A 12679-nucleotide genomic window follows, 5' to 3' on the forward strand; every position below is an offset into this window, starting at 1 on the left:
CTAGCCCCAGTGCCATGAGCTCTGCGAGACTCTCGGAAGTGGTCAGTATAATTGCACTCCGCCACCACAAGGCAACCTTGTCGGTACCGCCTGGTGCAAACTGCGGCAGGGAGGTGACCTCCGCGGCGTGGTCGCGTCCTTAGCTAGCATGGGCAATCATTTGGAGCCGGTGTTCCAGCCTAGACAACGTCTTGGGATCTTTTTTCAACTGGCACTCCCAGACGATCAAGACGGTCCAATCGCGAGCCTCCAGCGCTAGCGTGTTGGCAGCATCCCTAGCTACGTTTTTCTGGAATTTGTCACCCCAGAACTCAGGTCGGGTTTTGGGAGTGGTCGCATATCGGCAACCGGGGTGACGATGCCAGAAGCAGCCATGGACAAAAATGCATACCTTGAGGCGTGGAATCACAATGTCCGGATTCCCGGGGAGGTCCTTTCGATGCAAGCGATATCGGTACCCTTGGTTGTGCAGGAATCGTCTGACCAGCATTTCGGGAGCGGTATCCTTCCCTCGGATGCCAGACATCATCCTGGAGCGAGTTGCTGAATCGACCGTGTCCATATCGTTACCATTGGCAGAGCGGAGTTGTGTTCATTTTACGTTCGGTTCCATCTATGACACGAGGTTCACCTCCTTTTCAGACCTCCATGAAAGGGGCATTGGCGATTTGGCTGCTTCTGCGGCGCCGCCTACGATGTAGCGTCCTTAGGATACCTCGGTAAAAAACGCTTCACATTGCTGATCTAAGGGATAGAATAGTGACGTGTCGTCACAGATTTGACCCAGAGAGCGCTTATGAGTTTTATTGAAGATGTGCAAGGCGCAAACCCGCGCGCTGCTGCAACCGATCAATCCGGTGACTATGCAGGAAGCGATCGAGCGTTACTGCAGGAGCTGCTCGAAATTTATGATCAGGGTTTTCTAGCTGCTGTGCTTAACGAAGCAAGCCCGGGACATTGGTGTCGCGAGACGATTAATCGTTGGCATAAGGGCAAGGCATCTCCCAAGCTGTCATACATTGACCACAAACGCCTTAGTGAGCTGCTGCCACGGAAGGTGGAAGGGGAGAGAACTTTCACTTTTATCGACTTGTTTGCCGGTATCGGTGGAATTCGCAAGGGGTTCGAGGCAGTAGGGGGCGAATGTCTCTTTACTTCTGAATGGAACAAATATGCGGTCAGGACCTATAAGGCTAACCACTATTGCGATCCTGCTCGTCATCGTTTTAATTTAGACATTCGATCAGTAACGCTCTCGGACAAACCGGAGGTTAGTGAGGAAGAGGCTTACCGAAATATCGATCGGGAAATCCCAGATCATGATGTGCTGCTTGCGGGTTTCCCTTGCCAGCCATTTTCTCTTGCAGGTGTGTCGAAAAAGAATTCTTTAGGGCGCAAGCATGGGTTCGAGTGTGAAACTCAGGGCACTTTATTTTTCGATGTGGCCCGAATCATCGCGGCAAAGCGTCCCGCTGCTTTCCTGCTCGAGAACGTCAAGAACCTCAAAAGTCATGACAAAGGAAATACTTTTCGGATTATTTGTGAAACGTTAGATGAGCTGGGCTATGAGGTAGCAGATGTTAATGCTCCCAAAGGCGCTGATCCGAAGGTCATCGATGCAGTCAAGTTCTTGCCTCAGCATCGAGAACGGATCGTCCTGGTAGGCTTCAGGCGAGACCTGAATGTCCATCAGGGTTTCACACTGAAGGATATTTCGAAGTTTGAGCCGGTTCAGCGTCCTTCCTTTGGTGATCTGCTTGATAAAAACGTTGATAGTAAGTACGTACTGACTCCTAAACTTTGGGAGTATTTGTACAAGTATGCTCAAAAGCACAAGGCGAAGGGTAATGGCTTTGGCTTCGGCCTTACTCGTCCTAATGATGTGGCTCGTACACTTTCTGCACGGTATCATAAGGATGGTTCGGAAATTTTGGTCGATCGCGGATTCTCAGATAACTTAGACTTTTATGGCGAAGTTAACAGTCTGAGTCGCCCCCGTCGGCTGACACCTCAAGAGTGTGCCAGGCTTATGGGCTTTGACAAACCAGGCGAAAGCACCTTCGTTATACCTGTTTCGGACACTCAGGCGTATCGTCAGTTTGGTAATTCAGTGGCGGTGCCTGTTTTCGAGGCTGTTGCAAAAATGATGAAGTCAAGAATTTTGAAAGCAAAGGAAAAAATTGGAAGGTGAGGCGGCAAGCGTTTGAGGTCGTCTGAAGTCTATGTATCCCCATCGCAGCGTTTCGCATCTAGTAAGATGCGCTCGCTGAGATGGACGGGCTAGAAAGAGAGTGGCGGGGCTATCATTTCTTGGTGTTCAGCCAATCGATGAGCATCTGATCATTTTTGCCTAGCCGTTTATAGATAATCAAGGTTGTTAGTCTGTAGTAATAGCGGGTGCTGTAGGAGCGATTTTTTAGATAATGTGCGAAAAACCATCGCAAGTGTTTAAGCTGCCAAACCCAAGGATTGTCTCGCTGCCATCGAAGCTGAATGGCTGCTTGCATGATCTTAGCTTGCCGTAGGTGGCGCTGCTGGGTGAGCTTCGAGCCCGTTAAAACACCGCTTAAAAACAGCTCCATATCAAAAGTTTTGGTCATATCCGCCCTCCTATGTAGGCGGAAACCACGTCAACCCGATAATGCCCTAGCTCGAGGCTAATTTGCTTGCGGGCTGCTTGATCTAAATCGCAATCAATACGATAGCTTTGACATCGATTGACTGGGGCAGGGTGGCCTGTGAGCTGAGTGTAGCGTTCGCAAGCGTAGGCTGCGCGCAATTCATGGAAGCCTTTCAATCCGTACGTACGCAGCACTTCGCGGGCGGGGAGAACCGTTCGTTGCAAGAATGCGGCGTAGCTTTCAGTGCGGTCCAGTAAGTTGCGACTGCCGAAGGGAGACGCTTCACGCGCCGACTCGAGTGCCGCGATTACTTTTTCGTTCGCGATGATCCAACGCGGCGCTGATGCCCCCGAGCGCCCTCCCTTGGTACCCTCTTGGATGTTGATACGGCCAATTTGCTTGGCTTGGCGGTGCAGGCGTGGCAGATCCGCCAGGATTGCTTCGCGCAAACGCATTCCGGTAGTTCGGGCCAGCATGACAATCGCAGCCACCCGCTCGTGCTTTTTTTCAACCAGCACCTGAAGCAGTTGTTGCACTTTTTGGTGGTCTTGGCCATCCGGCGCACGGACGCGCACTAAGCAGCGCTGCTGTCCCAAGGCCTGGCTCGGGCTGACGATTGTAACGTTCTGATCACCGCGCAGCGCAGCGAGGGTGCGGTTGACGCTGCTCAGGCGGTTCTGCGCGGTGGCGATGCACAGTTCGCCTTTCTTGATTAGTTGGCGCAAATAAGTGGCATAGTCTTGCAATGTCTGCTGATCGATCTGGCGCGCATCGTTGTAGCCGGGGCCGTCTTCTGACCGGCACCAGCGCGCGAAGGCTTGCCAGCGATCGCTGTGCGCTTTGATTGTGGCGAAGTGCCCGCCGGCAAACAGATCTTGCAGTGCCTGCCGACCGGCGTAGCTCAGTTGTCGGCCGTAGCCAAAGTTGCGACCGTCACGCCGACCGACCAGCGCCATTGTCTTCACCGTGAACTTTGGTTTGAAGGAGCAGCAGCAGGGCTTTCCAGTGGGCGCCGACGCTGTCCAACTGCCCCCAGTGTGCTGGGCGGATGAGGAGGGCATTTTCGGTGTGTTCCAGCAGAGCTCCTTCTTCTTGCAACTGCTCAATGAGCTGAGCGAGGTCGATGAGCTCAGATGTTGTAGTGGCGACAGTGGCGACACTGGCGACAACCCCCGTTGCATGTCGCTTGGCACGTGGCGACAAAGTGGTAACGGTGGCGGCGACAAGCCGCAATTCGGTCGACGAGCGATGTTGCGCCTGGTAGCGACGCACGGCGTCATTGAGACGGAACATGGCGCACCTCGAATATGTCTCCGGTATTGTTCAGCCAGTTATGGGTAACCAGCTGCAGCAATAGCTCGAAGGTGTGCCGCGTGCTTTTACGGGCAAAGCGAGGGCCGTTTCGCGTGAGATCGCGGAGGCGGAACGGTGGCCAGTTCTTCTTAATCAACCAGCGGAGCAGACAATCGGCCTCTGCGCGAAGCTTGTTCAGTGGTTCCTGTTCGGTCAGTCGTTGGTTCTCGGCCAGGTAGTAGTCCATCAGCGTAGAGGCGCGCTGGATGTGCATTTCTTCCAAGACAGTCGATTCTTCAACCACCGCCATCACACCAGCCATGCGGAGAACGTTCGCTGCGGCTTTGCCCGCAGCAGCTTGCACGTTGACCAGCTCGCCGAATTCCCCGGACTCGCATTCAATGGTGTCGTGAATGGCAATCCATGCTTCACGGGCGCGGGGGCTTAACTCTAGGGTTGCAGGGCTGAGGCCGCCGTCTTTATGGCGTGACCAAGGCTTCTGCATGAGCGCGGCAATGCGCTGCTGGTACAGGTGCACCTTTGGATCACGGGTCAGGTCGATCGCTTTGTACAGCCGTTGTCCAACCAGACGCTCTGGCCAACTGATCAGGCAGCGTCCCAGGATGCCCTGGTCTTTGATATCAGCGTCTTGCAGCAAGCGGTCTGCCAGTCGGGGTTGGAGCATCAAGTGCATGCTGAGGCGGCGGTCATAGGCACGCAGACTTTCCCCAGCCATCGCGCGCGACCGATCAATTGGGCTACCGTCCCACAGCGTCGACAAGTGAGTGATCGCCTTGATCATGTTGTCTTTACTCATGGTGCTGCCGCCCAAAAACTGCCCGCCTTCATCGCTGAATAGCCCCATGCTTGGCAAACCATGGCACAGGCTTTTCACCAGGCTTTCAACAGTTGGCTCAGCACTGAGCAGTCTCGGTTGGGCAGGTTCAGGTTGGGCGTCTAGCGCTCGCTGTACCGACTTTTTTTTGGTCGGAGATTTTGCGGTGGCGCTCATTGCGGCGCGGTGCGCCTTGAGCTGTTCGCCATAAGCGATCCACTGTTGTCTCTCCCAGTCGCGTACGGCTTGCAGCGCAACTTGGTCCACCGCGCTTTTGCGATCACCCGAGCAAGCCACGGTGAGCAAGTACAGCGACAACGGATAGTTTCGGCCGTCGAGGTGAACATTGGCGTGCGCCTGGCTCGCTAGCGCTGCTGTGGCCAGAACGGATTGCGCGGCCATGGCGCAGGGAACGCCGATTACATCGGCCATGCGTTCGACGGCAGGCCCCAATAGATCGCCCAGCGCCTCGACCGGGTAGGGCAGGGGCGTAATCTGCTGTTCCAACAAGGGGCGTGGTGGCCCTTGTACTTCGCGCAGTTGCATAGCCGTCCTCCATAAATTACCGATCTCTCCCTCACGTCATCCCGCCAAGAATGTTGAGTGTTATCAGGGATCAAGGCCCCTGCGACCTGTGAGGGTGTCCACTGACGCGGGACTGGCGGCTCCTTACGACCAGGAGCAAGGGCATCTCATGATCTGGCCTCCTGAGCACCGTTACCGGTGGGCGGGTGGAGGCTGCACTGGCTGACGAGACCAGCGCCGCGAGATCCTGAGCCAGGAGCAAGCAGCACTGCGATGACCGGGGCATGCCTGACTGTCAGTCAGGTGCAGTCCATTCCTTGGTCTGCGGCACCATCATCTACAGGGCTGTCGCTGGTGACATCTGCGTTTGTCACGCCGATTGTCACGAGGGGAATTGCCGCAAAGCCCTGTGCGATGAGGGCTGCAGCAGTGGTAGGAGCGCCCGTCTCTTTTCTGGAAAAAGAGACGGGCGAGCGGTTGGCGCAAAACGTTGGCCGAGCAGGTTCGTTGCTGCAGGGCTAAAGGGTTAGCGGGCAGCCGCACTAGGCGGATTGTTTAGAGGGCGTCCATCATTCTGGCGAATGACCGTGCGAGCCTCCGGGCGCGAATCGCACTTTGGGATGAACCACCGGGTTAACGGCATGACCTTGAAGGCTCTGGTCATCTGGGGTGCTGCCTAAGGCAGCGCTTTGAACCTTCGTTCTATCGGTCACCGCGGCACGGGTCAATTGGTGAACGGCACATGGAAATGCGCCAGATTCCACCTCTGGCGTGCTATGGAAGTCGGTGGGTGTCAGTGGCAAAGTGGCCGTTTGTCGCTTTTCTAGTGTTAGCCCGTGAGCATGGGGATGCGAAGCCTCCCCATGCTCACGGGCTTAGCCGGAGAAGCCAAGGTCGAGGCGAGTTGGCGACTGTCGCCATCCGCTCAGACGACAAGGATGTAGATGGAACGCGGTCTGTCGCCGTTGTCGCCGCCCTATCGGATGGGTACTACGTTTCGATCCCTAGCCACATTCATCGCGCTGGCCGAGAGATTGCCCGTCGACGCCTTCAGAATGTACTCGCTCCACCAAGCCATCATCGGCCGCCGTCGCTCGATGTAGTCGGCTCGGTTGTAGGCACTGCGCACCTCATCCTTGTCGACGTGCGCCAACGCCACTTCGATGAGCTCCGGGTCCCACCCATGTTCATTCAATATGGTGCTGGCCATCGAGCGCATGCCGTGGCTGACCAAGCGGTCCTGGAAGCCCATGCGTTTCAACGCCATGTTTGCGGTCTGGCTATTGGCGTGAGTACGAGGGTTTCGGTCTGCCGGGAAGACGTATTCCCGATGACCACTGTGAGACTTCAGTATCTCCAGCAATGACATGGCTTGATCGCTCAGCGGGATGCTGTGCGGGCGGCGCTTCTTCATCCGCTCCGGCGGGATGGTCCAGACACGCCTTTCAAAGTCGATGTCTGCCCAGCGAGTAGTCGCCGCCTCGGCGGGGCGAGTCATGGTGTGCAACTGCCATTCGATCAGGCAGCGGGTCGTGCGTTTGATGCTGGCGTTCGCAATTTCCAGCATGAGCTCAGGAAGCTCCTCAGGTGGAAGTGCCGCCATGTTTTCTTTCTTCGGTTTCTTGAATACCGCCCGAATCCCGCTGAGCGGGTTCGCGAAGATCATTCCCGAATTGACCCCGTAGGTCATGATCTCGTTGAGGCGCTGGCTAAGCCGCTTCACCGTTTCCAAGCTGCCTTTGGCTTCGATAGGGCGAAGGATCTTGATCACCATCGGTGCACTGACTTCCAAGATTGGAGTCGATTTCATGCTCGGAAAAACGTGCAGCGTGAGTGAGCGCCAGATGTCCTCAGCATAGGCCGGCGTGACCGAGTCCTTTTTCAACTCGAACCAGGCGCTAGCTACTTTCTCGAACGTATGTTCTGTCTCGGCTAGTTTGGCCTGCGCGAGATCATTGCGCTGAGCTTTGGGATCGATCCCCTGCGCAAGTACTTCCCTGGCTTCAACCGCTTTCCGCCGAGCTTGCGCCAGCGAGACCTCGGGATAGGAGCCGAGCGCCATGTTGATGCGATTCTTGGTGACCGGATGCCGGTAGTTGAAATTCCACTGCATCGAGCGGTTGACCCGGACGCGAAGCTGCAGGCCGTCGCCATCCGTGAGGACGTAGTCCTTGTCTTTGGGCTTGACAGTCTTGAGCTGGCGGTCGGAGAGACGAGCTGTTTGAGCGCACATGGGAGAGGCTCCAAGACACCTTTTGGTATTCCCAAGATTAGCCCCAGGTAGGCTGGAATACCACCGGGAATACCGGGATGGCTGGAACTCAAAAAACCGTTGTGGCCCTCAGCGGAGCGGTAAACCCTTGATTTCACTGACTTCCAGACACAAAAAAGACGTCCGTGGACGTCTTTGTTTGATCATTTGGTGGAGCCGGGGGGATTTGAACCCCCGTCCGCCAGTACTCCGCTGTCGGTACTACATGCTTAGCCGTGTCTACTGAGTTAATCCGCAGCCGCCCGACGGGCAGGGTGCTTTGGACGAGTTGGGTAAGTTTTAGTCGCTTTGCCCCCAACGTGCTACGCGACGATCCTGTTCTGTATGACAATCATTTCGGGTTTACAGGCATCCCCTGATGATTGCTGGAGCCGAAGCTACCAGGAGAGCGGGCTCAGCTGCTTACGCAGCGAGAGCGTAGCCCTCGTAGTTTTCGTCATTGGCAACTATAGAAAGTTGCAACAGTGGATTTACGAGTTCTGTTACCAACTCGGCATGCACCTAGAGTTTCGCTACCGGCGTCGAATCCTGATCGGCCCCACACTCAGCTCTAGCTGACGTACCTTTCGGCACGTGGCGCTGAGTATACGCCTTTGCGCGGGCGGCGTCGACTGCGGGTTCGTGCCGCCCGCTCAAGGCTCATGCGCCGGCGCCGCCGGACGAGCCGCTGCCTTTTTCGGTTTTCTCCAGGCGCTCGAGCACTTTGCTGGTGATGGCGATGCATTTCTTGGTGTCGCCGGAGGCCTGGGCGGCCTTGGCTTCGTCGACGTGCTCGGTCAGGGCTTTGTCGAGGCCTTCGGAGGTGGCGCCGGCGGTGGCCATGCTGTCGTCGATCTTCTGCAGGTTGGCGGCGCAGAGGTCGTCGGCGGCGAACACCGGGGACGCCAGGAGGGTGGCGGCCGCGAAGAGGGCGGAAAGCGCAGTACCTTTCATGGGTGTCTCCTTTCAAGGCCTCTGGAAGGTGGGCCTGTAAGGGTGGACTGTCGGGATTTGGCGAGGGTTCAATCGGGGTGGTGGCTTGGCGACATGATGGTGTGTGGCGGGATGTTTGCGGGCGAGGGCTTTGCCCTCGATTCGCGGGGCAAGCCCGCTCCCACAGATGACGTGGGAGGGGCGGCAGGGGGTGGAATCAGGCGGATTTGTTCATGCCCAGCTCCATGTCGTCGATCAGGGCCTTGGCCATTTCGCTGAGGATGCGCGCAGCGCTGCCGGCCTTGCGGTCGTTTTCCATTTCGGCTTCGGTGGTGAGGTGGCGGATGCAGCCGAGCAGCACCGAGAGTTGGCTGAAGGCGTGGTCGAAGGGGACGCCGGGCTGCAGGCGGAACAGGTCGAAGGTTTCGCGGCCGGCGGTTTTGGAGTTTCTGACCAGGTCATTCATGGGCGCACTCCCGGGCTTTTGCGGTGTGCAGGCCGGTCAAGGCATGTTCGATCAGCGCCCTTGAGGTTTCGGATGCATGGGCGGCGTTGCCCAGCATGCTCAGGCCGGATTCGCCTGAATGGGTGCGGCAGTGTTCGTCGATGGTTTCGGCGACGCCGCGCAGGAGTTCGCTGGCATGGGCCAGGGCGTCGGTGGGGGGCATGTCGCTGTGGATGGAGAAATAGGGGGTGGCGCGGGGTGGGTCGGGGACGATTTTGATCATGGCAATTCCCAGTTTGTTTACTGAACAGGAGCTGCCAACTCGATCCTTCTCACGGGAGTGGGGTGGCAGCCATGCGCGGGGTGAGAAACCGGTAAACATGGGAAAGCCGGCCAGACCGAAGTCTGCCCGCGCAGGGCTGCCATAACGAGGCTGCTGTCATGTTTACAGGGTTCTCACGCCCACATCGTTCGAAAACGACTCTGGGAAATTAGCCCTGATGGTTGTGAGCAACAACAGCGAAACGTCTGTAACGATCGTAGGATAATTCTCAAAGTGTCCAATTCAGAAGGATTTGGTTTCAGTTTGGGAAAAGTCTTACGGCTGGAGAGGGTGGTGGGGCTGGCAGGTGCATGTCTTGAGTTTTTTGGTGGTGCACAAATCGAGCGCCGCCCGCGCGGCGCATCGCGGATAAATCCGCTCCTACATTTGTTGCAACGTGCCACGGTCTGTCAGGCCATGGTTGTCCGCTTTTGGCGCCCGCCGAGACATTGCGCCGTACTCACGAGGCTGACAACCATGGCCTATCAGGCATTGGCACGTTGCAACAAATGTAGGAGCGGATTTATCCGCGATGCGCCGCGCGGGCGGCGCTCGATCTCAAGGGCGCCGAATAACTATCGGCAGGCACTGCGCGGGCGGGTGACGCGATCCACCAGGTAGACCAACCCGTGGTAATCGATCCCGCTATGGCTGGACAACCCAATCTCACAGGTCCGGCTGGTAGAAATCCCTTCCCCGCAATGCTGCACCGCATCCTTCAGACTACGCAGCGAATGCGCATTCAGCTCGGGCGTGGTGAAGCCCTTGTCCCCGGCAAACCCGCAACAGTGAATCCCCTCCGGCACCACCACCTGCTTGCTGCACATCCGCGCCAGATCAATCAGCGCCTGGCTCTCGCCCAGGTGCTGGGTGCTGCAGGTCACGTGCACGGCCACCGGCTCCTCCTGCGGGCTGAACTCCAGCTTGTCCATCAGGTGGGTGCGGATGAAACGTACAGGGTCGTACAGGTCCAGGCGGGTTTCGCCCAGGTCCTGCACCAGGCGCAGGGTGCATGGGCTGGTGTCGCAGTAGATCGGGTCGAGGCCGCCGCGGCTGGCGTGCAGCAGCGCATTGATCAGCTCCTGGCGCTTGTGCTCGGCCTGCTCGGGGTAGCCTTTGGAGGCGAACGGCTGGCCGCAGCACAGGCTGTCGGCGTTGTCGGGGAACACCACCTGGTAGCCGGCCTTTTCCAGCAGGGCGCGGGTCTTGTCCAGTAGCGAGCTTTGCTCGCGGTCGGCGTAGGCCGGGCCCATCACGCGGGAGACGCAGGCGGCCAGGTACACGACGCGGGGGCGGGCGTCATGGCTGGCCGGGCCGAAGTCGATGCTGCGCAGGGGCTGCGGCATGGCCGGGGTCCACTGCGGCAGGCGGCCTTTGCTGGCCTTGCTCAAGCTCGCGCTCAGGCGGCCCAGGCGCGGGGCGCCGAGCAGCTTGCGGGCGGTGTTGGCGGCGGTGAGGGTCAGGCGTGCGCCGCCCAGGGCGGTGTGGAAGTGCTCGGCCAGCCAGTCGGCTACCTTGGCGTGGTCGGCGGCCTGGCTGCGCAGTTTCTTCACCAGCTCGCCGGTGTTGATGCCCACCGGGCAGCGCTGGGCGCACAGGCCGGTGGCGGCGCAGGTGTCGATGCCCTGGTACTGGTAGGTCTGCAGCAGCTCGCGGGTGTCGATGCCGGCGCGCTTCTTGGCCTGGATGTCGCGCCACATGACGATGCGCTGGCGTGGGCTGAGGGTCAGGCCCTTGGACGGGCACACCGGTTCGCAGAAGCCGCATTCGATGCACTTGTCGACGATTTCGTCGGCGGCTGGCAGCGGCTTGAGGTTCTTCAGGTGGATGTCCGGGTCTTCGCTCAGCACCACGTCGGGGTTGAGGATGCCGTTGGGGTCGAGCAGGCGCTTGAGCGCCCACATCAGTTGGTAGGCATCACGGCCCCACTCCAGCTCCACGAACGGCGCCATGTTGCGCCCGGTGCCGTGCTCGGCCTTGAGCGAGCCGCCGAACTCCACGGCCACCAGCTGCGCCACGTCGTCCATGAAGGCCTGGTAGCGCGCGACTTCTTCGGGGCTGTTGAAGCCCTGGGTGAAGACGAAGTGCAGGTTGCCCTCCAGGGCATGGCCGAAGATGATCGCTTCGTCGTAGTGGTGCTTGTCGAACAGCTGGATCAGGCGGTTCACGCCCTCGGCCAGTTGCTCGACGGGGAAGGTCACGTCTTCGATGATGACCGTGGTGCCGGTCTGGCGCACGGCGCCGACGGCGGGGAAGGTGTCCTTGCGGATTTTCCACAGCTGGTTGTACACCGCCGGGTCTTCGCTGAAGTCGACTTTCTGTTCCAGCGAGTAGTCGGCGATCGATGCCATTACCTGCTGTAACTGTTCATGAAGAAGGCTCTGGCTGGCGGCGCGGGATTCGATCAGCAGGGCACAGGCGTTGTCCGACAGGCCTTTGACCCACAGCGGCATGCCCGGCATGTTCTGCACCGAACGCAGGCTACGTCGGTCCAGCAGCTCGACTGCGGACACGGGCTGGCGCTTGAGCACGGTGACCGCGCGGCAGCAGCTTTCCACGCTGGGGAATACCAGCAAGGCGCTGGCCTTGTGCGGGTGGTCGGGCACGGTGTCGTAGGTGACGGCGCTGATGAAGCCCAAGGTGCCTTCGGACCCGACCAACAGATGCTGCAGGATATCCAGCGGCTGGTCGTAGTCCACCAGTGCGTTGAGTGACAGGCCTGTGGTGTTCTTCAGCCGGTATTTGTGCCGGATGCGCTCGGCCAGTTCAGTGTTGGCGCGGGTTTCGCGGCCGAGCCGGGCCAGTGCTTCGAGCAGCTCGGCGTGGCTGTTTTCGAAGGCGGCGACGCTGGCCGGGTCTTCACTGTCGACGCGGGTGCCGTCGGCCAGCACCAGGCGCAGGCCGGCCAGGGTGTGGTAGGTGTTCTGCGCGGTGCCGCAGCACATGCCGCTGGCATTGTTGGCGACGATGCCGCCGATTTTGCAGGCGTTGATCGAGGCCGGGTCCGGGCCGATCTTGCGCCCGTAGGGGGCCAGCCAGGCGTTGGCCTGGGCGCCGATCACCCCAGGCTGCAGGCGGATCTGCTCGCCCTGGCCGCGAATTTCCTTGGCGCCCCAGTTGTCGCCGAGCACGATCAGCACCGAGTCGCTGATGGCCTGGCCGGACAGGCTGGTGCCGGCGGCGCGGAAGGTGACCGGCACGCGCTCGCGCTGGGCCAGCTGGATCAAGCCGACCACTTCGTCTTCGGACTCGACGCGCACCACCAGCTTGGGGATCAGCCGGTAGAAGCTGGCATCGGTGCCGAAGGCCAATGTCGAGGTCGGGTCGTCGAAGCGGCGTTCGGCGGGAATCAGGTGCTCGACATCACGCAGGAACGCGGCGGGCAGGCTCATGCAATCTCCTCGCGGGGCCACGGCGTCTGGCGCGCCGTGTGCCCCGGTCATTCAGGCGGTGT

General features: G+C 59.1%; 11 protein-coding genes and 1 other RNA gene. 1 reads left to right on the forward strand and 11 read right to left on the reverse strand.

What is annotated here, in order from left to right; translation table 11 throughout:
• Window positions 1-139: 139 nt before the first annotated feature.
• Window positions 140-562: a very short patch repair endonuclease gene (locus ACIPG5_RS16345; RefSeq protein WP_401376316.1), complete on the reverse strand. Its 423-nt coding sequence runs from the start codon at window positions 560-562 to the stop codon at window positions 140-142.
• A 234-nt stretch (window positions 563-796) separates the two neighbouring features.
• On the opposite strand from ACIPG5_RS16345, the gene dcm reads away from it, so the two are divergent.
• Window positions 797-2191, forward strand: a complete 1395-nt coding sequence (gene dcm / locus ACIPG5_RS16350) for a DNA (cytosine-5-)-methyltransferase (RefSeq protein WP_316906435.1) — start codon at window positions 797-799, stop codon at window positions 2189-2191.
• A gap of 112 nt (window positions 2192-2303) precedes the next feature.
• On the opposite strand, the gene ACIPG5_RS16355 is transcribed toward dcm, so the two are convergent.
• From ACIPG5_RS16355 to ACIPG5_RS16400, 10 genes are all read right to left on the reverse strand, one after another.
• A complete protein-coding gene (locus tag ACIPG5_RS16355) occupies window positions 2304-2600 on the reverse strand; it encodes a hypothetical protein (protein ID WP_401376319.1) in 297 nt (98 codons plus the stop codon).
• Window positions 2597-3577 carry an integrase domain-containing protein gene (locus tag ACIPG5_RS16360; RefSeq protein ID WP_401376322.1) on the reverse strand — a complete coding sequence of 327 codons (981 nt, stop codon included), beginning with the start codon at window positions 3575-3577 and terminating at the stop codon, window positions 2597-2599. The genes ACIPG5_RS16355 and ACIPG5_RS16360 overlap by 4 nt, the downstream gene beginning before the upstream one ends.
• Window positions 3555-3914 (reverse strand): hypothetical protein, encoded by a 360-nt coding sequence (locus ACIPG5_RS16365; protein ID WP_316906432.1) that lies wholly within the window; start codon window positions 3912-3914, stop codon window positions 3555-3557. The genes ACIPG5_RS16360 and ACIPG5_RS16365 overlap by 23 nt, the downstream gene beginning before the upstream one ends.
• Window positions 3898-5295, reverse strand: a complete 1398-nt coding sequence (locus ACIPG5_RS16370) for a YfjI family protein (RefSeq protein ID WP_401376325.1) — start codon at window positions 5293-5295, stop codon at window positions 3898-3900. Before ACIPG5_RS16370 ends, ACIPG5_RS16365 begins: the two co-directional genes overlap by 17 nt.
• A 955-nt stretch (window positions 5296-6250) precedes the next feature.
• Entirely contained in the window at window positions 6251-7507 is a 1257-nt protein-coding gene (locus ACIPG5_RS16375) for an integrase domain-containing protein (RefSeq protein WP_401376328.1), read from the reverse strand.
• A 187-nt stretch (window positions 7508-7694) separates the two neighbouring features.
• Window positions 7695-8086, reverse strand: a transfer-messenger RNA (tmRNA) gene (gene ssrA / locus ACIPG5_RS16380).
• A gap of 99 nt (window positions 8087-8185) precedes the next feature.
• The gene (locus ACIPG5_RS16385) at window positions 8186-8479 is read right to left on the reverse strand and encodes a hypothetical protein (RefSeq protein WP_176518147.1); all 294 of its coding nucleotides are present in this window, start codon (window positions 8477-8479) and stop codon (window positions 8186-8188) included.
• 196 nt (window positions 8480-8675) lie between these two features.
• A complete protein-coding gene (locus ACIPG5_RS16390) occupies window positions 8676-8924 on the reverse strand; it encodes a DUF3077 domain-containing protein (RefSeq protein ID WP_401376331.1) in 249 nt (82 codons plus the stop codon).
• A complete protein-coding gene (locus ACIPG5_RS16395; RefSeq protein ID WP_401376334.1) occupies window positions 8917-9186 on the reverse strand; it encodes a hypothetical protein in 270 nt (89 codons plus the stop codon). The genes ACIPG5_RS16390 and ACIPG5_RS16395 overlap by 8 nt, the downstream gene beginning before the upstream one ends.
• 614 nt (window positions 9187-9800) lie before the next feature.
• Window positions 9801-12617: an FAD-binding and (Fe-S)-binding domain-containing protein gene (locus tag ACIPG5_RS16400; RefSeq protein ID WP_401376336.1), complete on the reverse strand. Its 2817-nt coding sequence runs from the start codon at window positions 12615-12617 to the stop codon at window positions 9801-9803.
• Window positions 12618-12679: the final 62 nt, after the last annotated feature.

This window comes from Pseudomonas sp. NPDC087029, assembly GCF_044745345.1.
In the GTDB taxonomy this organism is placed as follows: Bacteria; Pseudomonadota; Gammaproteobacteria; order Pseudomonadales; family Pseudomonadaceae; genus Aquipseudomonas; species Aquipseudomonas faucium.